Raw genomic sequence first — 26,014 nt, 5'->3', positions numbered from 1 at the left:
GAGGTTTTCATAAAGTAACATCCTTATTCTCCTGGTCTATCCTTCCTTTCTGTAAAACAGAACGCAAGGATAGAGTTATTAAGTTCTCACTCTCTGCGGCACTGCTGTTGCTGCTACCGTTGTTGCCCGTCATCGGCCACGGCGAACCGTTGACAAAGCATTTTATTGTCGAACTTCAAGAGAGTGCAGGCCCTGCCAACAAACATGGCCATGCAAGACAAGATTTACCGCCCGATAAAAAACGACAAATATCCAACAATCACGGAGTAAAAAAAACCATCATAGAGTTGATTTCCTGGCAATGCCTCTATGCCACGAGTCTGCTGGTTGCCTTCGAACTGACCTTTACTACCAGGGACGCCACGCCTCTGAGCTCCATACCTTGTTCATGGCTACCGGTAGAAGCGGCTATAGCTGTCGGTTGGTTTTTAAAAAGTTATTGGAGTATCGATTTACTGCTGTTTAACCCTCTGGGACGTCAAGAGAAACATCAAGAGGCGACATCCATCCTGAGACGGGGGGATCAGCGATTTAGCAACCTCGCTATAACCTTTGGCTCTGGAAATAATCAACAACCCTGTGTGCAACAGGACCAACCCTCAGAATCAACCGGCCAGCAGACCTCGGTGGCCATAAGTTATTTTACCAGCGTCCTGTCTTCTCGCTCGGGTGACGGTAACGAAGACCCTCAACAACAGCAACATACTCTGGGTTTAAATTGCTTCGTCCAACCCTGTTACGGTGTCTGTAAATTCCAACCCTCTTCCGAAAGCACGGGGCCAGCTGAATGGTCGTTGAATTGTGAAGACGGGGTCGCCTTAGACGGGGTCGCCTTGGATCAAGCCAACACGGAGTCAATGGGTTCAGGGGCAACCAATACATCGGCCCCTGCCTGGCAGGCATGCAACATGATAGTGGTCGGAAAGGATGGCCAGCTTCGGCAATGCGAGAAAGTCTTCAAGAGTGCTCAAACCTTGTCGAATCACAAAAGAACAGTCCACTCCAGGCAAAAAACCTGTGACGTGACCGTGTTCAGGGAGGATGGCCAGCTGCAGCTATGTGGAAAGGTCTGCAAAAATGTTAACTCTCTGTTGTCCCACAAAAGAAACTTCCACACCGGGAAACAAATCTGTGACGTCAAAGTGATCGGGGAGAATTGCCAGCAGCAGCCATGTGGAAGAGCCTGCAGGAATAATCAAGAACTGTCGTATCACAAAAAAATATTCCATAGCGAGCAAAAAACCTGCGACGTGACAATGATCGCGGAAGACGGCAAGCCGCAACCATGCGGGACGGTCTGCAAGAATGCCCACACCCTGTTGTCCCACAAATACAGATTCCACGGCAAGCAACAAATCTGTGACATGATAGTCGTTGGGGAAGGTGGCAAGCTTCGACAATGCAGGAAGGTCTGCAAAAATCCTCCTGCCCTGTCGGCTCACAAAAGCAGATACCACAGAGGGCAACAAACCTGTGACGTGACCGTGGTTGGCGAGGATTACCAATCATGGCCGTGCGGAAGGGTCTGCGAGAGTGCTCAAAGCCTGTCAAATCACAAACGCAAATTCCACAGCGGCCAAAAAGCCTGTAACTCGACCCTGATTGGGGAGAATGACCTGCCGCAGCGATGCGGGGTAGTCTGCAAGGATTCTCAAACTCTTTCGGATCACAAAAGAAGAGACCACACCGGGCAAAAAATCTGTAGCTCTAACGTGATTGGGGAGGATGGCCAACTGAGGCCATGCGGAAACATCTGCAAGAATGCTAAAGCCCTGTCTACTCACAAAAGCACATTCCACAGTGGACCAAGAACCTGTAACTCAACCGTGGTTGGGGATAATGGCCAGCTGCGGCCATGCGGGATGGTCTGCAGGAATTATGGAGCTCTGTCGGATCACAAAAGAAGAAACCACACCAAGCTAAAAATCTGTGACGTGACACTGGTCTGGGAGGATGGCCAGCCACGTCCATGCGGGAAAGTCTGCAAGAATGCCAGTGCCCTCTCCATTCACAAAAGCGGATACCACACAGGGCAAAAAAAATGTGACGTGACCGTGATTGGTGAGAATCAGCAACCGCGACCATGCGCAAAAGTCTTCAAGTGTGCTCGAGCCCTGTCAAATCACAAAAGCAATTGCCACAGCGGACAAAAAACCTGTAACACGACCGTGATTGGGGTGGAAGGCCAGCCGCAGCCATGCGGGAAGGTCTGCAAAAATAATAAAGATCTCTCAAATCACAAAAGAACACATCGAAAACGCAAGCCTGTTGATGTGAAACAGGATGATGATGTCAGTGGTCCAAAAGGTAGAGCCGACAGATAACGGTCTTCAACTGAAGGTTATTGACAGAGTAACACCCTTATTTTTCTGGTCTATCCTTCCTTTCTGTAAACCAGAACGCAAGGGTAGAATTATTGAACTCTCACTCCATGCGGCACTGCAGTTGCTGTCAGCTTTATTGCCCGTCATCGGCCAGGCCGAACCGTTGACAAGCCATTTTATTGTCGAGCTTCAACAGAGTGCAGGCCTTCGAAAACAGAGCTTTTCAATAAACCCGGAACAGCGTACATGGTCGTATATCCCGTCTGGCCCTGCCTGCCAAAACGGCTATGCAAGGCCAGATTTAGCCACCGATAACACACGACAAATAACCCCCAATTATGGAGTAAAAAAAACTATCATTGAGTCGATTTCCTGGCAATGGCTTTACGCCACGAATCTGCTGGCTGCCTTCGACCCGCCCCTAATTACCAGAGACCTCACACCTCTGGGCTCCACACCCTGTTCATGGCTACCGGTAGAAGCGGCTGTAACTGTCGGTTGGTTTTTAAACAGTTATTGGAATCTCAATTCACTGATGTTTAACCCGATAGAACATCAAGAGGAACAACAAGAGGCGACATCCATCCTGAAACAGGAGAATCAGCCATTTAGCAACATCGCTATAATGTTTGGCTCTGGAAATAACCAACAACCTTGTCAGCAACAGGACCAGCGATCAGAATCAACCGGGCAGCAGACCCCGATGGCCGTAAGCTATTTTACCAGCGTCCTGTATTCTCGCTCGGGGGACGGTAATGAAGATCCTCAACAGCAGCAGCACACATTGGGTTTAAATTGCCTCGTCCAGCCCTGTTATGGCGTTTGTATATTCCGACCATCTTCCGAAAGCACGGGGCCAGCTGAATGGTTGTTGAATTGTGAAGACGGGGTCGCCCTAGACGAGTTCGCCCTAGACGAGTTCGTCTTTGACGGGGTCGCCTTAGACGGGGTCGCCTTAGACGAGTTCGCCTTAGACGAGTTCGCCTTAGACGAGTTCGCCTTAGACGAGTTCGTCTTTGACGGGGTCGCCTTAGACGGGGTCGCCTTAGACGGGGTCGCCCCGAACTCAATGTGTGCAGGGACAACCGAGACAAGAGCCTCTGCCGGGCAGATAACCTGCAATGTAGAAGTAGTAGTTGAGGAGGGTGGCCAGCTTCAGCAATGCGGGAGAGTCTTCAAGAGTGCTCAAGCCCTGTTGATTCACAAAAGTAAATTACACAGCGGGCAAAAAACCTGTGACCTGGCCATTATCGGGGAAGATGGTAAGTCGCAACCATGCGGGAAAGTCTACAAAAATGCCCTTGCCCTCTCCGTTCACAAAAGCGGATACCATACCGGGCAACAAACCTGTGACTTAACCACAATCGGGGAGTCTGGTCAGCAGCGGCCATGCGGGAAAGTCTGCAAGAATGCCCTTGCCCTGTCCGTTCACAAAAGCGGATACCATAGCGGGAAAAAAATCTGTGACTTTCCCCTGGTTGGCGAGGATCACCAAATGCGGCCATGCGGAAAAGTCTGCAAAAATGCTCATTCTCTATGGTCTCACAAAAGAAACTTCCACACCGGGAGACAAATCTGTGACGTCACTGTGATCGGGGTGAATGGCCAGCAGCAGCCATGCGGAACAGTCTGCAGGAGCGCTAGCCTGACGTATCACAAAAACAAATTCCACGGAGAGCAAAAAACCTGTAGCGTGACCGTGGTTGGCGAGGATCAGCAATCACGGCCATGCGGAAGGGTCTTCCGGAGTGCCCAAACCCTGTCAAATCACAAATACAAATTCCACAGCGGCCAAAAAACCTGCAACTCTATCGTGATTGGGGAGAATAACCTGCCGCGACCATGTGGGTCAGTCTGCGGGGGTTCTCGAGCTCTTTCGGATCACAAAAGAAGACACCACACCGGGCAAAAAACCTGTAACTCTAAAGTGATTGGGGAGGATGGCCAACTGCGACCATGCGGAAATATCTACAAGAATGCTAAAGCCCTTTCAACTCACAAAAGTTCATTCCACAGTGGAGAAAGAACCTGTAATTCTAGCGTGATTGGGGAGGATGGCCAGCTGCGGCCATGCGGGATGGTCTGCAGGAGTTATGGAACTCTGTCGAATCACAAAAGAAGGGACCACACCGGGCCAAAAACCTGTGACGAGATCCTGGTCGGAAAGGAGGGTCAGCAGCAGCCATGTGGGAAAATTTGCAAGAATGCCAGTGCCCTCTCCGTTCACAAAAGCAGATACCACAGCGGGCAACAAACCTGTAACACGACCATGCTTGGGGTAAACGGCCAGCAGCGGCGATGCGGGAAGGTCTGCAAAAGTGCTCAAGATCTCTCGAATCACAAAGGAACACATCGAAAACGCAAGCCTGTTGATGTGAGCCAGAACGCTGACCTCAGTGCTCCAGAAGGTAAAGCCAACAGGTAATGATCTTTAATTGAAGGTTTTTGATGGAGTAACACCCTTATTTTCTTGATCTATCCTTCCTTTCTGTAAACCCGATCGCCAAGGATAAAATTATTAAACTCTCACTCTCTGCAGCACTGTTGCTGCTACCGTTGTTATCTGTCTTCAGTCAGGCCGAACTGTTGACAAAGCATTTTATTGTCGAGCTTCAAAAGAGTGCAGGTCTTCCAAACCAGAGCTTTTCAATAAAGCCATACCAGAGTAAATGGTCAGATAACCCTTCAGGCCTTGCCGACACAAACGGTTATGCAAGATCAGATTTACCACCCGACGATAGACGACAGATAACTAACAATTACGAAGTAAAAACAACCATTATTGAGTCGATTTCCTGGCGATGGCTTTACGCCACGAATCTTCTGGCTGCCTTCGAACTCATCTTTATCACCAGAGTCTCTCCTCTGAGTTCAACATCTTGTTCATGGCTACCGGTGGAAGCGGCTATAGCTTTCGGTTGGCTTTTAAAAGACTATTGGAGCCCCGGCATACTGCTGTCTGACCTGATGAAGCATCAAGAGGCGACATCCATCCTGAGACAGGGGGATCAACCATTTACCAACATCGTTATAATGTTTGGCTCCGACCATAACCAACAACCTTGTCAGCAACAGGACCAGACAACAGAATCTTCCGGCCAGCATGCCACGCTGGCCACAGGCTACTCCACCAGCGTCCTGTATTTTCGCTCGGTTGACGGTAACGAAGACCCTCAACAACAGCAGCATACTTTGGGTTTAAATTGTTTTGTCCAAACCTGTTGTGGCGTCTGTAAATTCCGACCATCTCCCAAAAGCATGGAACCAGTTGAACGGTCTCTGAATTGTGAAGACGGGGTCGCCTCAGACGGGGTCGCCCAGAACTCAATAGCTGCAGGGGCAACCGATACACCAGCCCCTGCCGGGCAATCAACCTGCAACGTGATGCTGGTCGGGAAAGATGGTCTGCTTCGACAATGCAAGAGAGTCTTAAAGAGTGCCAAAGCCCTGTCGAATCACCAAAGAAGAGTCCATACCAGGCAAAACATCTGTGAAGTGATCGTATTCAGGAAGGATGGCCAGCTGCGCCCCTGTGGAAAGGCTTACCAAAATGCTAATTCTCTGTCGTCTCACAAAAGAAGCTTCCACACCGGGCAACAAACCTGTGATGTTACCGTGACCAGGGGGAATGGCCAGCAGCTGTCATGCGGAAAGATCTGCAAGAGTGCTCAAGCCCTGTCAATTCACAAAAGCAAATTCCACAACGGGCAAACAACCTGTATAGAGAAAATTGTCGGGGAAGATGGCAGGCCACGGCCATGTGGGAAGGTCTTCAAGAATGCTTATGCAGTGTCGCTTCACAAAAACAGAGTCCACGGCAAACAACAAATCTGTGACGTTACAGTGATCGGAAAAAATGGCCAGTTGCTGCCATGCAGGGCAATCTGTAAAAACGCTAAAGCTTTTTCGGATCACAAAAGAAGATTGCATGGCGGGCAACAAACCTGTGACGTGACCTTGGTCGGGAAGGATGGTCAGCAGAAGCCATGCGGGAAAGTCTGCAAAAGTGCCTGTGCCCTCTCCGTTCACAAAAGCGGATACCACACCGGACAAAAAACCTGTGACTTTACCTTCTTTGGCGAGGATCAAAGACCGCAGCCATGCGGAAAGGTCTGCAAGAATGCTCAAGCCCTGGCAAGTCACAAAAAGAGATCGCACAGCGGGAAAAAAACCTGTGACTCAGCTGTGGTAGGTAAGGATGGCCAGCCGAGGCCATGCGGGATGGTCTGCAAGAATTACGAAACTCTGTCGGATCACAAAAGAAACTTCCACGCCGAGCAACAAATCTGTCAATTGACCGTGGTAGACGAAGATCAACAACTGCGGCTGTGCGGAAAGGTCTTCAAAAGTCCTCAAGCCCTGTCAAGTCACAAAAGCAGACTCCACAGTGGGCAAAGAACCTGTTATACGACAGTGATTGGTGAAGATGGCCAGCTACTACCATGCAGGACAGTCTGCAAGAATGCTAAAGATTTTTCGAATCACAAAAGAAGACTCCACACCGGGCAAAAGGTATGTGAACTAACTGTGGTCGAAAAGGATGGTCGGCAGCAGCCGTGCGGTAGAGTCCTCAAGAGTGCCTTTGACTTCTCCGTTCACAAAAGCAGATACCACAGCGGACAACAAACCTGTGACTTTCCCCTGGTTGATGAGGATCACCAATCGCGGCCATGTGGAGAGGTCTGCAAGAATGCTCAAGCCCTGTCAATTCACAAAAGCAAATCGCACAGTGGGCAAAAAACCTGTGACTTTACCGTCGTTGGGAAAGGCGGCCAGCCGCGACCATGCGGGAAGGTCTGCAACAACCGCATAGCACTGTGGGATCACAAAAGATGCCAACACACCAGGCAAAAAACCTGTGACGTGACCATGGTTGGCGAGGATCACCAACCGCGTTTGTGCGCTAAGGTCTGCAAGAGTGCTCAAGCCCTGTCAACTCACAAAAGCAAATTCCACAGCGGGCAAAGAGCCTGTGACTCGACCGTGATTGCGAAGGATGGCCAGCCGCAGCCATGCGGGATGATATGCAGGAACTCTGGAGCTCTGTCGTATCACAAAAGAAAAGAGCACAGCGGACAACAAACCTGCAACGAAATCCTGATCACAGAGGATGGCCAGTCAGAGCTATGCGGGATGGCCTGCAAAAATGCTCAAGATCTCTCAAGTCACAAAAGAGTACATCGAAAACGCAAGCCTGTTGATAAGTAGGACAATAACCTCACTCATCCAGAAGCTAAAACGAATCAGTAATGATCTTTAACAGAGAGACTTTGACAGAATACGTCCTTATTTTCTTGATCTATTCTTCTTCTCTGTAAACCAGAACGCAGTGATAGTATTATTAAACACTCATTTGCGGCATCGATCTTGCTGTTAGCGTTGCTGCCTGTCATCGGCCAGGCCGAATCGTTGAAAAAATGTTTTACTGTCGAATTTCAACAGAGTAAAGGTCTTCCAAGCCAGAGCTTTCTTATAGAACCAGACAAAAGTACATGGTCGGATAACCCGTCAGACTTTGCTGAAACAAGCAGCTATGCAAGACCAGATTTATCAACGGATAGTATACGACACAAAAATAACAGTTACAGAGTAAAAACAACAATCATTGAGTCGATTTCCTGGCAACGGCTTTATGCCACTAACCTGCTGGTTGCTTACGAACTGACCCTGACCACCAGATGCACACCGCTGGCCCCCACCGCTTATTCATGGTTACTGATAGAAACGGTTCTCGCTGTCGACTGGATGTTAAAAAGTGTTTGGAACCCCGATTCACCTCTGTTTAAACCAATTGAACTACAGCCGTCATCTATATTGACGCAGGGAGGGCACATATTTGCGATCACCACTGTGGAGCCAGGCTCTGGACAAGGGCAACAACAAGGCCAGCTATCACAATTAGCTGACCAACAGACCAAACAGCCAACCCGCCAAACTGCAAGCGCTATGAGCCACGCCCTCTATTCCTGCCCCGGCGATGGTAATGGAGACTCTAAACAACACTCACATACTCTGGGTTTAGATTGTTTCGTCCATCCCTGTCATGGCGTTTGCAGGCTACGAACTTCATCCGATCCTACACATTCAATGACTACAGGGACTGCATGTGCTGACCCTGTAGTGTCACTGAGAGATGAAGTTCCAACGCCCGGGAATTTGCCTGCCAGCACTGAAGATCTGATTATAGTCGAGGGGTTACTCAGTCTGAGTAAATACAAACCTCACGAAGAAACCGAAATTTCCTTTACACCTGTCCATATCACATTCCCAATGGCGATTTCAGCAACCCGACAAACAACAGGATCACCCCAATGGGGCCAAAGCCCGCCTCGTCTTTCCCGGACAGGCACCAGACAAGTCACTGACCACAGCGGGAATCGAACCTGTTACGAGACCCTGTCGGGGGATAATGGTCAGCAGCGACCATGTGGTAAAATCTGCAAAAGTACTTCGGCCCTGAAGGTTCACAAAAGCAGATACCATAGCGGGAAAAGAAGCTGTTACACGGCCGTGGTTGGAGAGGATGGTGGAAAGCGACAATGCGGAAAGATCTGCATCAATGCTCAAGCACTGTGGGAGCACAAAAAAAGAGACCACAGCGAGCGACAAATCTGTGACGTAACAGTGGTCAAAAAGGATGGCAAGCAGGGACCATGCGGGAAGATCTACAAGAATGTTCCTACCCTGTCGATACACAAAAGCAGATACCATACCGGGCAAAGAACCTGTCAGTTGACAATAGTCAGGGAGGATGGCCAGCAGCGGTCATGCGGAAAGGTCTGCAACAATCTTCAAGCCCTCACGGATCACAAAAAAAGAGACCATACCGGGCGACAAACCTGTGACTCAAGAGTGGTCGAAAAGGATGGCCAGCAGCGACTATGCGGGAAGGTCTGCCAGAATGCTCGCACCCTTCTGGATCACAAAAGAAACACCCACAGCGGGCCAAAAACCTGCGACTTAACAGTGGTAGGACAGGATGGCCCGCCGCAGCAATGCGGAAAAATCTTTAAGAGTTCCCAGGCCCTGTCAACTCACAAAAGCAGATTCCACAGCGGGCGAAAGAGCTGCGACTCGACCGTGGTTGGGGAAGATGGCCAGTCACAGCCATGCGGGAAGGTCTGCATAAGTGCTAAAGCTCTCTCGAATCCTGAAAGAATACATCGAAAACGCAAGCCTGATGATGTGAACCAGGATGATGACCTCAGTGCTCCAGGAGGTAAAACCAAAAGGTAATGATCACTACAAGAATTTTTTTACAAAAAAATATCTTTATTTTCCTGATCTATCCTTGCTTTCTGTAAACCAGAACACAAGGATAGAATTATTAAACACTCACTCTTTGCGGCATCAATGTTGCTGCTACTGTTGTTATCTGTCATCGCTCAGGCCGAATCGTTAACAAGGGGTTTTGTCGTCGAGCTTCAACAGGATCCTGGCTCTCCAAACCAGAGTTTTTTTATAAACTCAGACCCGCTTATATTGTCGGGCAAACCGTCAGTCATCACCAAAAGCTATTCAGGATCAGATTTTCCACCTTATGACAAACGACAAAGACCTAACAGTAACAGGGTAAAAACACCCCTTATCGAGTCCATTTTCTGGCAATGGCTTTACGCCACTGATCTGCTGGTTACCTACGAACTGACCCGGGCCACCAGAGGTACAGCACTGAGCCCCACTCCTTATTCATGGCTACTGATAGAAATGGCTGTCGCTGTCGGCTGGTTTTTACAAAGTTATTGGAACCCCGATTCATTGCTGTTTAAACCATTTGGTATACATATGTCGTTTATATTGACATTGGAAGATCACAGGTTTGTGATCACCACCATGGTGCCTGGCTCTGAACAACAGCAACAACAAGGCCAGCTATCACAATCAACTGGCAAACAGGCCCCACAAGCCAGCAGCCAACCTGCAAGCGCTTTCAACAGTACCCTGTATTCTGGCTCTGCCGACGGTAACGGAGACTCTCAACAACAGTCACATACTTTGGGTTTAAATTGTTTCGTCCATCCCTGTCATGGCGTTTGCAAGTTCCGATCATTATCGGATCATACCTATTCAATGAGTGCATGGACTGCTTGTGCTGACCCTATCGGACCACCCGGTAATAAAGCAACAATACCCGGGAATTTGCCTGCCAGCGCTAATGACTGGATTATAATCCAGGGGCTTCTCATTCTGGGTCAGCAAGGAACTGACAATGAAAACGAAATTTCCTCTACACCTGCTCACTTTACCCCCTTAATGGTGACTTCAGAAACACAACAAACCGCTACAGAAACACCTCAATGGGGTCAAAGACCACCTGGTCTTTCCCGGACAGTCACCGGGCAGGCCACTGAACAAAGCGAGAAACTAATCTGTGACCTGACCCTGTCCGGTGAGAATGCTCAACAGCGACGATGCGGAAAGGTCTGCAAGACTTCTCATGCCCTGTCGCTTCACAAAAGCAGATACCACAGCGGGCACAGAACCTGTGCCGTGACTGTGGTCGGGGAGGATGGTAAAGAGCGATCATGCGGAAAAGTCTGCAACAATGCTAACGCCCTGACGAAGCACAAACGAAAAGATCACTCCGGGCAACAAATCTGTGACACATCAGTGGTCAGGAAGGATGGTCGGCAGCGACCTTGCGGGAAGGTCTGCAAGAACGCAATAGCTCTGTCGGAGCACAAAAGAAACATCCACAGCGGGCAAAAATCCTGTGACCTGACTGTTGCCGGTGAAGATAGCCAGCTGCGGCTATGCGGATTGGTCTGCAATAATACTCAAGCCTTGTCTTATCACAAAGTCAGAGAGCATCGCGGTCAACAAACCTGTAAGCTAATTATGGTCGGAGAGGATGGCCAGCAGAGGCCATGTGGGAAAATCTGTAAAAATGCCTATAGCCTGTCATATCACAAAAGAAAAGAGCACAGCGGGCAACAAACCTGTGAACTGACCCTTGTCGGGGAGGATGGCCAGCCACAGCCATGCGGGACGACCTGTAAAAATGCCCAAGCCCTGTATTATCACAAAATCAAAAACCACACCCGGCAACAAACCTGCAACGTGAATCTGGTCACGGAGGATGGTCTGAAGCGGCCATGTGGGACGACCTGTAATAATGCCCTGGCCCTGTCATATCACAAAAGAAGAGACCACACCGGGCAACAGACCTGCAACGCGATTCTGGTCACGGAGGATGGCCAGCTGCAGCCATGTGGGACGACCTGTAATAATGCCCTGGCCCTGTCATATCACAAAAGAAGAGACCACACCGGGCAGCAAACCTGCAACGTGGCCCTGATCTCAGAAGATAGCCAGCCAAAGCTATGCGGGAGGGTCTGCAAAAACGCTGATGCTCTCTCGAGTCACAAAAAAAGACATCGAAAACGCAAGCATGATGATGTGAACCAGGATGATGACCTCAGTGCTCCAAGAACTAAAACCAACAGGTATTGACATCCTCCCCGCCCTAAAGAGGGTGTCGCAAAACTTCAACAGCTCGTTCTCACGCTCTGAAGTCGTCATTCCCGCGAAGGCGGGAATCCAGCGCCAACGGTGGATCTCTGCCTTCTCGGGGGTGACAAGGCCAGGGGGACACCGGGCAGTATGGTTCTGGTGGAGAGTCAGTGTGGATTCCCGCCTTCGCGGGAATGACGAGAATGAAGCCGACAATGACGGGAGTCAACGCGTTCCCACGCCGGAGAGAGTTTTGCGACACCCTCTAAAGGACGGGGATTCCTACCACCAGACGGTCATGCCCGACCGCAGTGTATACCTTACCCAGTAGCGGCATACACCTTATTCGACAATCTGCTCTACCTTTCGGATTGTCTAGGCGACCCCGTTAACAAACACGGGCAGAAAGCGGAAGGTATTTTACTTTTCCTGTCAGGTAGCGTAATCGCAAAAAACACCTGACGGATAGCAAAGTAGCACAAGGGGCTTGCTTTGCAAGCCGAGCTTACATCCCCGTCCTCAAAGTACGGGGTTTTACGCTCATTCGATAAGATATCGTCCGGTGCGGCCTCTGGTTTTTAACTGTGTTTTTTAACAAAGTGTCTTCGACAGAAAAACATACTTATATTCTTGATCTATCTTTCCTCTCTGTATATTGGAATGCAAGGATAGAATTATTAAACTCTCACTCTTTGCAGCACTGCTAATACTGCTAATATTGTCCTCCTTTGTCTGTCAGGCCGAACCATGGTCAGGAAGCTATATTGCTGAGTTTGAACAGGATGCAATTTCGCTAAACTGGAGTTTTTCCATTAAAAGTGACCTGCAAACATTGCCGGACAACCCGTTATATATTTCTGATACAAACGGCTATACAGGACCCGATTCGCCGCCTGATGACAAACGACAAGTAGCAGGTGGTTACGAGGTAAAAACGACCATCATTGAGTTAATTTCTTGGCAGTACCTTTACGTTTCTCATCTAACAGTTGCTTACAAACTGATCCTGACCACCGCCCCTTTGAGCTCCAAACTATATTCATGGCTACCTCTAGAATTAGCTGTCGTTGTCGGCTGGCTTTTAAAAAACTATTGGAGCCCCTATTCACAGCTGTTTAACCCGTTTGAACAACAGGCGGCAGTTATTTTGACACAGGGCGACTACCCGTTTGCAAACATCACTATTATGTTTGGCTCTGGACATAACCCTCCACAATACCAGCCGTCAGAATCATCTGGTCAGCGAGCCCCACAAACCTCCACCCAACCTACAGGCAATTTAACTGAACTCCTGCATTCTGGCTCTTTTGACGGCAACGGAGGCCCTCAACAACTCCATCATACTCTGAGTTTGAATTGTTTTCTCTCTCCCTGTCATGGTGTTTGTGAATTTCGATCATCATCTGATAACCTCGGGCCTGCTGAATGGTGGCCCAACCCCGAAGAAAGCCCGACAAGATACGCAAGAGTAGCACCCGGACAAAGTGCATGCCCCCATTTGGCTGATGGATACTGCTTTATTTGCATCAGTCAATTGGCTCCTTTAGATACTATAAATCCCCTACAAAACTCACTATTCATAACAGCGAATGATTCCCCTGCCATTGAACCTCAAAACGACTATGGTCAACTGGTTAAGCCAGATACAAATCAGTCACAGATGCATGGCGCTGATAGCAGCCCTGCCAATAGCTACAACTTTACAGACGAACTTACCTCAGACTCAGTAACTATCGTGACGACCAATATCCCCCCCGCCGACAGGCAACTAATCTGTGACGTAACCATAACCGGGAAGGATGGCCAGCCGGTGACATGTGGAGTCATCTCCAAGAGGAAAAAGGCACTGTCAGTTCACAAAAGCAAATACCACTCCGGGCAAAAAGCCTGTGACGTGACCGTGGTTGGGGAGGATGGCCGTCGGCGGCCATGCGGGAGGCTCTGCAAGCATGCCGAAGACCTCTCGGAACACAAAAGAAGAGAGCACACCCTGCAACAAACCTGTTATGTCACCGTGATCGGTGTGGATGGTCTGCTGCGGACATGCGGGGCCATTTGTAAGAATGCCAAGTCTATGTCAGATCACAAAAGCAAAAACCACTCAGGGCAAAAAGCCTGTCAGGTCATGGTGATCGGGGACGACAGCCAGCAGCGGCCATGCGGGTTGGTCTTCAAATGTTTGAGAGCCCTGTCAGATCACAAAAGAAAAGAGCACAGCGGTGAAAAAATCTGTAATCTGACTCTGATCAGTGAGGATGGCCAACCGCAGCCATGTGCGTTTCCCTGCAAAAATGCCAAAGCTTTTGCAAATCACAAAACCAGATTCCATAGCACTGAGCACAACTGTGACTTTACAGTGTCCGACGAAGACGGCCAGCAGCGACCATGCGAAAAATTCTTCAAAAATAGTAAAGCCCTGAAGAGTCACAAGAGAAACGTTCACAGCAATCAACAAATCTGTGACGAAACCGTTATCGGGCAGGATGGCCAGCTGCGGCCCTGCGAAATGGTGTGCAAGAATCTTCTAGCCCTGAAATACCACAATAAAAAAGACCATAGCGGGCAACAAATATGTAAGGTTGGCGTGTTCACAAAGGATGGCCAGCAGCGGTCATGTGGATTTGTCTGTAAGAATACTCAAGCCCTTCGGTATCACAAATACAGAGACCACACAGGGCAACAAACCTGCAGTGCAATAGTGTTCGCAGAAGATGGTCAGAAACGGCCATGTGGAAAGGTCTGCAAGAACGCTCAAGCCCTGCGAAATCACCATAGAAGCGACCACACCAAACCAAAAGTCTGTTTCTATGAGGTCGTTGGCGAACAGAGTCAGCGCCAGTCATGCGGGAGGGTTTGCAAAAGTGCTATAGACCTTGTAAATCACAAAAGAACAGCCCACAGTGGGCAGGCGATATGTGACGCAAATATAGTTGGCAAGGATGGCCAGCAGCGGCTATGCGGAAGGACCTTCAATAATATTCAAAACCTTTCGGTGCACAAAAGCAGATTCCACGGCACGCAAAAAATCTGTTACTCGACAGTGGTCGGAGAGGATGGCCAGCCGCGACCATGCGGAAAGACATTAAAAAATTCTAAAGGCCTGTCGAATCACCGAATGAAAGAACATTCCGGAGAACAAACCTGCAAAATAGCAGTACACGGGGAGGATGGTCAGCCGAGTCCATGTGGAAAGGTCTGTAAGAATGCTATGGCCCTGTCTTATCACAAAAGAGTACATCGAAAACGCAAGCCTGATGATGGGGACAAGTAAATATCTCCATCTTATCCCTACCCTGTCATTCTTTTGACCTACTTTCCTATCTGTATACGAGAAAGTAAGGATAGAATCATTAAACACTCTCTCTATCTGACCCTGCTATTGCTTTCATTGTCTGTCGTCTGTCAGGCCAAACCGTTGACAAGTCGTTTTATAGTTGAGCTTCAACAAAGCACAGGTTATCCAAACCAGAACTTTTCTATGAGGCGAGACCTGAATACACCGTCGGGGAACCCGTCACAGAGAACGTATGATTACGAGGTGAAAACAACCATTATTGAGTCGATTTCGTGGCAATTGCGCTATGCCACGAATCTGCTGATTGCATACCAACTGATCCTGATCTCCAAGTACTCTCCCGCATGCACCATGTCTCATTTGTGGCTATCTCTGGACGCCATTGTGATTGTCAATTGGCTTTTGAAAAGCAGTTGGAACCCCGATTCACCGCTGTTTAATCCGATTGAACAACAGGTGACATCTATGTTGGCACAGAGGAGTCAACCGTTTGCGATCATGAAAATGATTTTTGGCTCCGAGCATCACCAACAACCCTACCAGCCATCAAAATCATCGGAGCAGCATGCCCCGGAAGCCACCAGGCACTCTGAAGGCTCTGTCATTAGCCCTCTGCAACCTGGCTCTGGCGGCGGTGGCGAAGGCCCTCAACAACATTTGCACACTTTAGGTTTAAATTGTTTTGTTTATCCCTGTAATGGAATTTGTCAATTCCGACTGTCACCCGATAATACCGGGACCGCTGAGTTACACTGTGAGCGGCCCTTCATGCCAATACAGATTCCAGAGACAATAACAGGAATGCAAATCTCTCAAACAGAAGCATCACCTGAACAAGGCTTATGCCCACATTTGACTCAAGGATACTGTTTTCATTGCATGATTGAGTCTGATTCTTCAGAAGCTATACTTCGCGAACAAAACCAGCTTACAGAAATATTGAATAATTTCCCTGATGATATTCAGCTCCTGTGCGATTCTGATGAACTATTTCAGCCATATGATATTGATGGCAGCCCTCTGGGAGGATTGACCATAGACTCAATAAGCGCTGAGGCAGCCTGTGCAAACGATCCTGCCGGGCGACCAACCTGCAACCTGACACTGGCTGGGGTGGTTGACCAACTGCGACCTAACAGAAGAGTTTACAACAAAGTTCAATCCCTGACGTATCATAAAAAAAGAGCCCTCTCCGGTGAAATAACCTGTGAGGTGACTGTGGTCGGAAAGGATGGCCGACCACAGCCGTGCGGGAAACTCTGCAAGAATGCCCCATCTCTCTGGTCTCACAAAAGTAAAATCCACAGTGGGCAAAAAATCTGTGATGCGACCGTGGTCGGTGAGAATGGCCAGCCGGGTCCATGCAGGAAAGTCTGCAAGAATGCTGCAATTCTGGCGACTCACAAATACAAAACCCATGGAAGGCAAAAAAACTTTGAAATGACCATGATCGGGGAGAATGGCCAGCTGCGTCCACGCAAGAAGACCTTCAAGAATGTCAGAATCCTGAGGAATCACAAAAACAGAGAGCGCGAAAGGCAACAAATTTGTGATGTGACAGTGGTCGGAAAGGAAGATCAGCAGCAGCCATGCGGCAAGGCCTTTAAGACTATTAGAGTCCTTTTGGATCACAAAAGAAGAGATCACTCCGGGCAAAAAACCTGTGACGCGACCACGGTCGGGAAGGACGGCCAGCGGCAGCCATGCGGAAGAGTCTGCAAGAGTCAAAGAAGCCTGACGGATCACAAAAGAAGAGACCACACCGGGCAGAAAATCTGTCAGGTAACCGTGATCAGGGAAAATGGCCAGCTGCACCTATGCGGGAAAATCTGCAAGAGTGCTCAAGCCCTCTCAGAACACAAAAGAAGGGATCATACCGGACAGCAAATCTGTGACGAAACAGTGATCACAGAGGATGGCCAGCTGCAACCATGCGGAAAGACCTGCAAGAATGCTGAAGCCCTGACGAATCACAAAAGAATACATCGAAAGTACTAGCCTGTTGATGCAGACAAGGGGAAACGCCTCAGACTTCGAGAAAGTAAAATGAATAAGTAACGACAGAGCCGCTTTATGACGTTTACCTGGTCAAACTTTGGTTTTTAACAAAAGGCCTTTAACAGAAAAACACCCTTATTTTCTTGATCTATCCTTCCTCTCTGTAAGCCAGAAAGCAGGGATAAAATTATTGAACACTCACTCTTTACGTTACTTCTGTTGCTGCCACTTTCATTGCCTGACACTGGCCAGACCGGACCATTGTCAGAACCTTATATTGTGGAGTTTCAACAAAGCTCAGGCTCTCCAAGTTACGACTTTTCCATGACACCTGATCGACACACATTATCGGTCAACTTGTCAGACAGTGACCAAACACACGACTATGCCGAATCAGATTCACCACCGGATAACAAACGATACAGACCTGACGTTTACAGGATAAACACGGCCCTCTTTGTGTCGATTTCCTGGCAGTTTCTTTACGCCACGAATCTGCTGATCGCTTACGAACTGACCCTGGGCAGCAGAGATGCCCCTCTAATCGCCCCCCCCTGTTCATGGTTACCTGTAGAAGCCGTTGCCAGTGTCGGTTGGCTTTTACAAAGCTATTGGAACCCGGATTTACCGCTGTTTAACCCGATCGCACGGCAGTCAACGTCTATGTTGACACGGGGGAATCCCCCGTATACTGCCATCACAATTACGTTCAGCTCCGGGGATAACCAACAGCAGCAACAGCAGCAGCACCAACAATATCAATCATCAGAATCCTATGGCCAGCAAGCCCCACTGATATCTACCCACTCTGCAGGCTCTATCAGTGGCACTCTTTACTCTGGCTCTGGTGGCGGTGACGAAGACCCCGAACAACATCAACATACTTTAGATTTAAATTGTTACTTCAATTTCTGTCATGGCGTTTGTCAGCACCGACCCTCATTCGACAGCACAGAGTTCGCTGAATCGCCGCTGAATTTTACGGAGATTTCAATTGGCCAAACAGGAGATATGCTCCAACAAAGCTTTTTATCTGATTTGTTGAATAGACACTGCCATAGTTGCATAGGTCATTTTAATTCTGTGAGCGCTACAGATTCTCAAGTTGAGCCGATTTTCGAAACATTGAATGATCTCTTTGACACTGAAATCCTGGGCTACGGGCAATCATCTCAGCTACAGACTCAGAACATGGATGACAAACTATTCAATAGCTTCAGTCTCTCAGAGTGGGCTGCCTCAGACGGGGTTAACTATACAACTGACGCCAGTGTGTCACTGAACGATGACGTGCAAATATCCGGGAATTTGCCTTCCACGGATAATGATTTTTTAGTCATCAATGGTTCACCCTCTGCACAGTGCCTTCTCGAACAGCACGAGGTTTTCCTTACAATGGGCCACTCAGAAACACAGCAGACAACCACTGAATCATCCCTTTTGGATCAGCGCCAACCTCATCTTTACCAGACAGCAACATTAACAAGCCTGTTGGATCAAAAAAGCAACAACCGTACCAGACAATCAACCTGCAAAGTAAACGTGATCGGGGAGGATGGCCAACATTGGCCATGCGGGAAGGTCTGCAAAGATAATCAAGCCCTGTCGAAACACAAAAGAAAAGACCACAGCGGACAACAAACCTGTGGTGTGACAGTCATCGGGGAAGACGGCCAGCCAAGGCCATGCGGGAAAGTCAGCAAGAATACTAAAGCCCTGTCATCTCACAAAAGCAGAGACCACTCCGGGCAAAAAACCTGTTACGTGACAGTCACCGGGGAGGATGGCCAGTTGCGGCCATGTGGAAGGGTCTTAATGAGCGCTCGAGGGCTGACAGATCACAAAATAAAAGACCACAGCAAGCAAAAAACCTGTGTCATGACAGTGATCCGTGAAGATGGTTCGCCAAAACCCTGCGGGGTCATCTGCAAAAACGCCAAAAGCTATTATGATCACAAAAGATTCGCCCACAGCGGGCCGAAAACCTGTGACTTACCCGTGGTCGGGAAAGATGGTCAGCCGCAGCCATGCGGGAAGATCTGCAACAATGCTCAAGCCTTGTCGATCCATAAACTCAGAACCCACAGCGGGAAAAAAACCTGTGAAGTGAAAATAGTCGCAGAGGATGGACAGCTGCAACCATGCGGAAAAGCCTGCAAGAATGCTGGTGCCCTGAATGAACACAAAAGAGCACATAGAAAACGCAAGCCTGTTGATGTTAAACCGGACAATGACTTGAGTCGTCAAGAAACTAAAGTGAACAAGTAACGATCTGACTCCAGTCCTGTCAGAAGCTTTTCAAGAGGAGGCCTTTGACGGAAAAACGTGCTTATTTTCTTGATCTATCCTTCCTATCTGTAGACCTGAACGCAGGGATAGAATTATTAAACACTCACTCTTTTCGGCATCGCTTTTTCTGCTACTGTCGCTGTCTGTCGTTTGTCAGGCAAGACCATGGACAGGACGTTTTACAGAACCGGATCCGCCGCCTGATTACGAACGCTACGGAGCGGGTTATCAGGCAAAAGCCACGATCATTGAGTCGGCTTCCTGGCAATGGCTTTACGCCAGTGACCTGCCGATTGCTTATGGTCTGATCCTGACCACCAACGACGCTTCTCTTCGCTCAACCCCTTATTCATGGCTACCTGTAAAAATGGTTGTTGCTGTCTGCTGGCTTTTAAAAAGCTATTGGAACTCCGATTTACGACTGTTTAACCTCATTGAACAAAAAAAGATGAGTCAAAATCCCCCGTTTGTGATCACCCTTATGATGCCTGGCCCTGGACATAACCAACAACGATACCCGCCATCAAAATCATCTGGCCAGCCAGCCCAACAAGCAATTAATCACCCTACAGGCTCTTTCATTAGCCCTCTGTATTATGGCTCTGGTGGCAGTAACGGAGGCTCTCAACAACATCAACATACTTTGGGTTTAAATTGTTTCGCCTATCCATGTCATGGTGTTTGCATATTCCTGTCATCATCCTTTAGCAGCGAGCCCGCCGAATGGCCGCTGAACTCTGAAGGCAGTTCGACAGACCAAACAGGATCACTCAATGATGATGTGACTAGGCCCGGGCAAATGTTTGTCAACGTTGATGACGTGGTTATAATCAACGGGCTACTCAAACTGCAAAGTCGGAGCCTTCCCGGAGCGACCGGGATTTCCTGTATGCTTACCCGCTCTTTCCCCCCGATGGAGACTTCAGAAACAAACCAGACAACAACAGAATCATCCCAATGGGATCAGAGCACACCTCATCTTTCCCAGTCACCCCCAACAGCAGTAGCTATATTCACGACATCAAACCAAAGAACCTCAAAAACGGGAACGCTTGGATTGACAGGAATTTCACCTTCGGATTGTCTTCCCTCCGAAGAAACTAGACATTGCCAACAAACCCTGTCGAATCACAAAAGAAGAGACCCCTGCGGGCAACGAATCTGTGTCATGACATTGGTCGGAGATGACGGTCAGCCGCATCCATGCGGGAAGGCCTTCAACAATGCTCAAGCCCTGTATGATCACAAAAAAAGAAGCCACACAGAGCAACAAACCTGTATCTTGACAGTGGTCGGTGAGGATGGTCAGCAGCGGCCATGCGGGAAAGCCTGCAAGAATGCTCTCGCTATGACGGACCACAAAAGAAGGGTTCACACCGGGCAAAAAACCTGTGAGGTAACCGTGGTCGGGGAGGATGGTCAGCAACAGCCATGTGGTATAGCCTGTAAAAATGTTAAAACCCTGTCGGATCACAAAATAAGACACCACACCGGGCAACAGACCTGTTACGTGCCCCTGGTTGAGGAGGATGGTCAGCAGCGGCCATGCGGGGCGGTATGCAAGAATGCCCGAGCCCTGACGGTTCACAAAAGCAGAGTGCACAGCGGGCAAAAAACCTGTGTCGTGTTATTAGTCGGAGAGGATGGTCAGCAACGACAATGCGGGAAGATCTGCAAGAATACTCAAGTCCTGATGGATCACAAGAGAAGAGACCACACCGGACAACAAAACTGTGAGCTGACTCTGCTCGGAGAGAATGGTCAGCAACGACAATGCGGAAAAGTCTGCAAGAATGCTCAAGCACTGAAGGATCACAAGAGAAGAGACCACACCGGACAAAAAATCTGTGACTTTACCGTGGTCGGGTTGAATGGATTGAAGCAGCCATGCGGAAAAGTCTGCTGGAGTGCCAGCGCTCTATCGGACCATAAAAGAGAACATCGAAAACGCAAACCTGTTGATGTAGATCAGGGCGATTGATCTGCTACCCGCCATTTCATAATGGTTTTACCCGGTGCCATCTTTGGTCCAGGTTTTTTTACGGTAGTTCCCTGACAAAAAAGCACACCTATTTTCTTGATCTATCCTTCCACTCTTTAGACCAGAATGCAGGGATGGAATTATTAAACACTCACTGTTTGCAATACCTCTGTTGATGATACTGTCGTGTTTTGTTGTCTGTCAGGCAGATCCATGGACAGAACCGTTTATTATCAGGTTTGAACAAAATAAAGGTTCTCCACTACGGAACTTTTCTATAAAGCTTGACCGTCAAACATTGCCGGGAAGTCCCTCAGACATTGCCCACACAAATGGCTATACAGAATCAGATTCTCTGCCTGATGAAAAACGACAAAGACCTGGTGATTATGGAGTAAAAAAGGCCATCATTGAGTCGATTTCATGGCAATGTCTTCACGCCAGTCATCTTCTGGTCGGTTATCAGCTGATCCTGACTAACAAAAACACACCTTCAGACTCCATCTCTTATTCATGGCTACCTGCAGAAGTGGTTGTCGCTATCGATTGGCTTTTAAAAAGCTATTGGAACCGGGACTCACCGCTGCTTAACCCGTTTGAACAACAGGAGGCGACATGTATGTTGACACAGAGGTACCAACCGTTTTCAGCCATCACTATGACGTTTGGCTCCAGAGATAATCAACAACAATATCAGCTATCAGAATCATCGGAACAGCCAGCTTCACAAGCCAGCCACCAGTCTACAGGCGATTTAAACAGTCTCCAGTACTCTAACTCTGGCGACGGTAACAAAAGTCCGGAACAAAACCTGCATACCTTGGGTTTAAATTGTTTTGTTCATCCCTGTCGTGGCGTATGTAAACTCCAACAATCATCCAATAGCAAGGAGCGAGCTGAATTACACTTTGGGGAGACCTCTGCCCCGATAAAGACTTCGGATGCAATGACAGAAAAACAAGCCGCTGAACCAGAAGCAATACCCGGACAAAGACTGTTTACTCATTTGGAGAATAGACACTACCTCAGTTGCATAGGCCATTCTGATTCTGTAAAAGCTACACATTCCGAACAAAAATCACTGTTCAAACTATGGAATGATTTTTCTGACATTTACCCGCCATTTTATAGTGACCAATTATTTGAGCCACAGCCGCATGACATTAATGGTCATCTGGCCAATAGCATTAACTCTTTAGACGGGGTCACCTCAGACGGGGTCGCCTCAGACGGGGTCGCCTCAGACGGGGTCGTCTTAGACGAGTTCACCTCAGACGAAGGCGCCCTGGAAGGAGCCTCCTTCGACGAGGTATCCATAGACTCAATGGGTACTGTGGCTGCTTTTAGCACATTCCCCGCCGGGTCACTCAACCATGAAATGTCAATATCCAGAAATTGGTCTTCCATCACTAATGAATTTTCGGTCATTGACAGTCCATTTGGACCAGATCGTTTTCTCGAAGAAAACATTTTTCCCCCTACATTTATCAAGTTCTCCCCCCTGAAAGGAGCTTCAGAAACACAACAAAACACCACTGAATCATCTCATTCGGTTCAGAGCCAACCTCATCTTTCCTGGACAGGCGTAGAAGGGGCCGATAACAAAAGCAAAATCAACACCGGGCAAAAAACCTGCAACGTGAACGTGGTCGGGGAGGATGGCAAGCAGAGGCCTTGTGGATCAGTCTTCAAGAATGCTAAATCGCTGTCATCTCACAAGCACAGATACCACACCGAGCAAAGAATTTGTAACTTGACTGTAATCAGTAAGAAGGGGCAGAAACAGCCATGTGGGAAGATCTGCAAAAATACTGGAAGCCTGTTGGATCACAAAAATAGAGTCCACAGTGGGCAACAAACTTGCGGCCTGACCCTGGTCAGGGAAGACGGCCAGTCACAGCCATGCGGGGTGGTCTTAAAAAATGCAAATGCTCTGGCGAATCACAAAAAAAGAGACCACACCGGGCAACAAATCTGTCACGCAATAGTGACCGGGAAAGACGGCCAACAGCGACCATGCGGGAAGACCTGCAAGAATGTAAAGGCCTTCTACAATCACAAAAACAATTACCACGGCGGGCAGCAAGCCTGTGGCTTGACGGCGGTCTCAGAAGATGGCCAACAGCGGCCATGCGGGATAGTCTGCAAGAATCCTCATGCCCTTGCGGTTCACAAAAGAATTGCCCACAGCGGGCAACAAAGCTGTGATGCAAAAGTAGTCGGGAAAAATGGCCAACCAAGGCTATGTGGGATCATCTTCAAGAATTTCAATTCTTTGTCATCTCACAAATCGAGAATCCACAGCGGGCATCAAACCTGTGACGTGACCGTCGTCGGCAAGGATGGTCGGCCGGGACCATGCGGGAAGATCTGCAAGAATGCTGGCGTCCTGTCGAATCACAAAATAAAACATCGAAAACGCAAGCCTGTTGATATGGACCAGGACAATGACCCCGATCATCCATCAGGTAAAGAGAAAAAGTAACGACCAGTAAAGCGTTTCAATGAAGTTTCACCCGTTACAACCTTTGGTTTTTAACAAAGTTTATTTAACAGTGGGTCTTTAAAGGAAATTCTTTGACAGAAAAGCACACTCATTTTCTTGATCTATCCTTCCTCTCTGAAGACCAGAATGCAAGGATAGAATTATTAAACGCTCACTGTTTGCAATGACTCTTTTGATATCACTGTCGTTTTTTGTTGTCTGTCAGGCTGATCCATGGACAGGACGATTTATTATCGAGTTTGAACTAAATTCAGGTTTTCCAAACCGCAGCTTTTCTGACCAACACAGATTACCGGTCAACCCATCAGACATCGCCGAAAAAAAAGACTATACGGAATCCGATTCGCTTTCTGATATCAAACGACAGCAAACTTACATTTGCAGAGAAAAAACGACCTTCATCAAGTTCATTTCGTGGCAATGGCTTTACGCCACTCACCTGATGGTTGCTTATGGGCTGACCCTGAGCACCAGATATGCTCCTTCAAGCTTCATTTGTTACTCATGGCTACCTGTAGAAGTGATTGTCGCTGGCGGCTGGCTTTTAAAAAGCTATTGGAAACCGGATTCATCGCCGTTTTATCCTTTTGCACGACAAGTGTTATCTATATTGACACAGGAGGATCAATGTTTGGCGATCATCACCATGATGCCTGGCTATGGACGTAACCAACAACAAGGTCAACCATCAGGATCATCTGACCAGCAAGCCCCCCAAACATATACTCATCCTTTAGTCCATCTGACCAGTCTTTTGTTTTCCAACTTTGGCGATGGTAACCAGGGCCCTCAACAACACCAACATACGTTGGATTCGAATTGTTTCATCCATCCCTGTCATGGCCTATGCAGATTCCGACCATTGTCCGATTCGTCCAACAACGGAACTCTGAACTCCTTACAGAGTTCGACTGGACACACAGAGGCAACACCCAGACAAGACTCATGCCCGCATTTTGCCGATACAACCGCCTCTGCCGGGAAAGTAGTCTGCAATGTGATTATGGTCAGGCAGGATGGCCAGCTAAGGCAATGCGGGACGGCCGTTAAGAATGCCAAAGCCCTCATGTCTCACAAAAGCGGATACCATACCGGGAAAAAAAACTGTGACATGCCCCTGATCGGTGAGGATGGCAAGCAGCGACCATGCGGGAAGCTCTGTAAGAATGCTCACGCCCTGTCATGTCATAAAAACAGATACCACAGCGGGCAAAAAACCTGTGATGTGAATCTGGTCGGTGAGAATGGCCAGTTGCAGCCATGCGGGAAGGCCTGCATTAATTCTAAAACCCTGAAAGAACACAAAAGAAGAGACCACCGCATGCAACAAACCTGTGTCGCGATCATGGTCGGGGAGGATGGCCAGCAGCGGCCATGCGGGAAGACTTTCAAGAATATAGAAACCCTCTACTCTCACAAGAGCAAATACCACAGCGGGCAAAGAGCCTGTGACGAAACAGTAGTCGGAAAGAATGGCCAACAGCAGCGATGCGGGAAGACCTTCAAGAATGCACAAACCCTCTACACTCACAAAAACAATTACCACAGCGAGCAGCAAACCTGTTGCCTGACCGTGGTCGGGGAGGATGGGCAGGAGCAACAATGCAGCAAGGTCTGCAGGAATGCTAAAGCCCTCTCGAATCACAAAAGAAGAGACCATACAGGACAAAAAACCTGTGATAAAACCCTGGTCTCAGAAGATGGCCAACAGCGACCATGTGCAAAGGTCTGCAGGAATTTTGGAGCCCTGCAGGCTCACAAAAGAAGAGCCCACACCGGTCTACAAACCTGCGACACTACACTAATCGGAAAGGATGGCCAAGCAAGACCCTGCGGGGTAAATTTCAAAAATCTTCAATCTCTTTTATCTCACAAAAACAGATACCACACTCGGGAAAAAACCTGTGACATGACCGTCGTCGGGAAGAATGGCCTGCAGCGCCCATGCAGGAAGGTCTGCAAGAATGCAGGATCCCTGTCGGATCACAAAAGAAGACATCGAAAACGCAAGCCTGTTGATGTGGACCAGGGCGATGACCTCAGTCATCCAGAAAGTAAAAAGAAAAAGTAACGACCAGTACATGGCTTCAATCAGGTTTACCGGGTGCAAGCTTATTTTCTTGGGCTATCCTTCCTCTCTGTAAACCAAAATGCAGGGATAGAATTAT

General features: G+C 48.5%; 11 protein-coding genes. All 11 read left to right on the top strand.

What is annotated here, in order from left to right; translation table 11 throughout:
* The first annotated feature begins 107 nt into the window (after window positions 1-107).
* The 11 genes from ACOMG9_RS03955 (at window position 108) to ACOMG9_RS03905 (ending at window position 25,917) form a co-directional block, all read left to right on the top strand.
* Entirely contained in the window at window positions 108-2,324 is a 2,217-nt protein-coding gene (locus ACOMG9_RS03955; protein WP_494529803.1) for a hypothetical protein, read from the top strand.
* Window positions 2,296-4,749: a hypothetical protein gene (locus ACOMG9_RS03950; protein ID WP_494529802.1), complete on the top strand. Its 2,454-nt coding sequence runs from the start codon at window positions 2,296-2,298 to the stop codon at window positions 4,747-4,749. Before ACOMG9_RS03955 ends, ACOMG9_RS03950 begins: the two co-directional genes overlap by 29 nt.
* 119 nt (window positions 4,750-4,868) lie before the next feature.
* Window positions 4,869-7,532, top strand: a complete 2,664-nt coding sequence (locus ACOMG9_RS03945; protein ID WP_494529801.1) for a hypothetical protein — start codon at window positions 4,869-4,871, stop codon at window positions 7,530-7,532.
* 201 nt (window positions 7,533-7,733) lie between these two features.
* Window positions 7,734-9,560, top strand: coding sequence for a hypothetical protein (locus ACOMG9_RS03940; protein WP_494529800.1), 1,827 nt, complete (start codon window positions 7,734-7,736; stop codon window positions 9,558-9,560).
* Between the two features lie 117 nt (window positions 9,561-9,677).
* On the top strand, window positions 9,678-11,777 hold the full coding sequence (locus tag ACOMG9_RS03935; RefSeq protein ID WP_494529799.1) for a hypothetical protein: 2,100 nt from the start codon (window positions 9,678-9,680) through the stop codon (window positions 11,775-11,777).
* A gap of 718 nt (window positions 11,778-12,495) precedes the next feature.
* The gene (locus ACOMG9_RS03930) at window positions 12,496-15,048 is read left to right on the top strand and encodes a hypothetical protein (protein WP_494529798.1); all 2,553 of its coding nucleotides are present in this window, start codon (window positions 12,496-12,498) and stop codon (window positions 15,046-15,048) included.
* Window positions 15,049-15,192: 144 nt separating this feature from the next.
* Entirely contained in the window at window positions 15,193-17,070 is a 1,878-nt protein-coding gene (locus ACOMG9_RS03925) for a hypothetical protein (protein WP_494529797.1), read from the top strand.
* Window positions 17,071-17,349: 279 nt separating this feature from the next.
* Window positions 17,350-19,338 (top strand): hypothetical protein, encoded by a 1,989-nt coding sequence (locus ACOMG9_RS03920; RefSeq protein ID WP_494529796.1) that lies wholly within the window; start codon window positions 17,350-17,352, stop codon window positions 19,336-19,338.
* A gap of 469 nt (window positions 19,339-19,807) precedes the next feature.
* Window positions 19,808-21,340: a hypothetical protein gene (locus tag ACOMG9_RS03915; RefSeq protein WP_494529795.1), complete on the top strand. Its 1,533-nt coding sequence runs from the start codon at window positions 19,808-19,810 to the stop codon at window positions 21,338-21,340.
* Between the two features lie 175 nt (window positions 21,341-21,515).
* Complete coding sequence (locus ACOMG9_RS03910) at window positions 21,516-23,825, top strand: hypothetical protein (protein WP_448215853.1); 2,310 nt, start codon at window positions 21,516-21,518, stop codon at window positions 23,823-23,825.
* A 184-nt stretch (window positions 23,826-24,009) separates the two neighbouring features.
* Window positions 24,010-25,917: a hypothetical protein gene (locus tag ACOMG9_RS03905; protein ID WP_448215852.1), complete on the top strand. Its 1,908-nt coding sequence runs from the start codon at window positions 24,010-24,012 to the stop codon at window positions 25,915-25,917.
* Window positions 25,918-26,014: the final 97 nt, after the last annotated feature.

The organism is Endozoicomonas sp. PH6C (assembly GCF_059322965.1).
Note: the sequence above shows the minus strand (reverse complement) of the source record. Positions and strands in the feature narration are given on the sequence as shown.

Coding starts and splice junctions, on each gene's coding strand:
- ACOMG9_RS03910 (WP_448215853.1), top strand. CDS start 21,516: ATGATACTGTCGTGTTTTGTTGTCTGTCAGGCAGATCCATGGACAGAA.
- ACOMG9_RS03905 (WP_448215852.1), top strand. CDS start 24,010: ATGACTCTTTTGATATCACTGTCGTTTTTTGTTGTCTGTCAGGCTGAT.
- ACOMG9_RS03915 (WP_494529795.1), top strand. CDS start 19,808: ATGAGTCAAAATCCCCCGTTTGTGATCACCCTTATGATGCCTGGCCCT.
- ACOMG9_RS03935 (WP_494529799.1), top strand. CDS start 9,678: ATGTTGCTGCTACTGTTGTTATCTGTCATCGCTCAGGCCGAATCGTTA.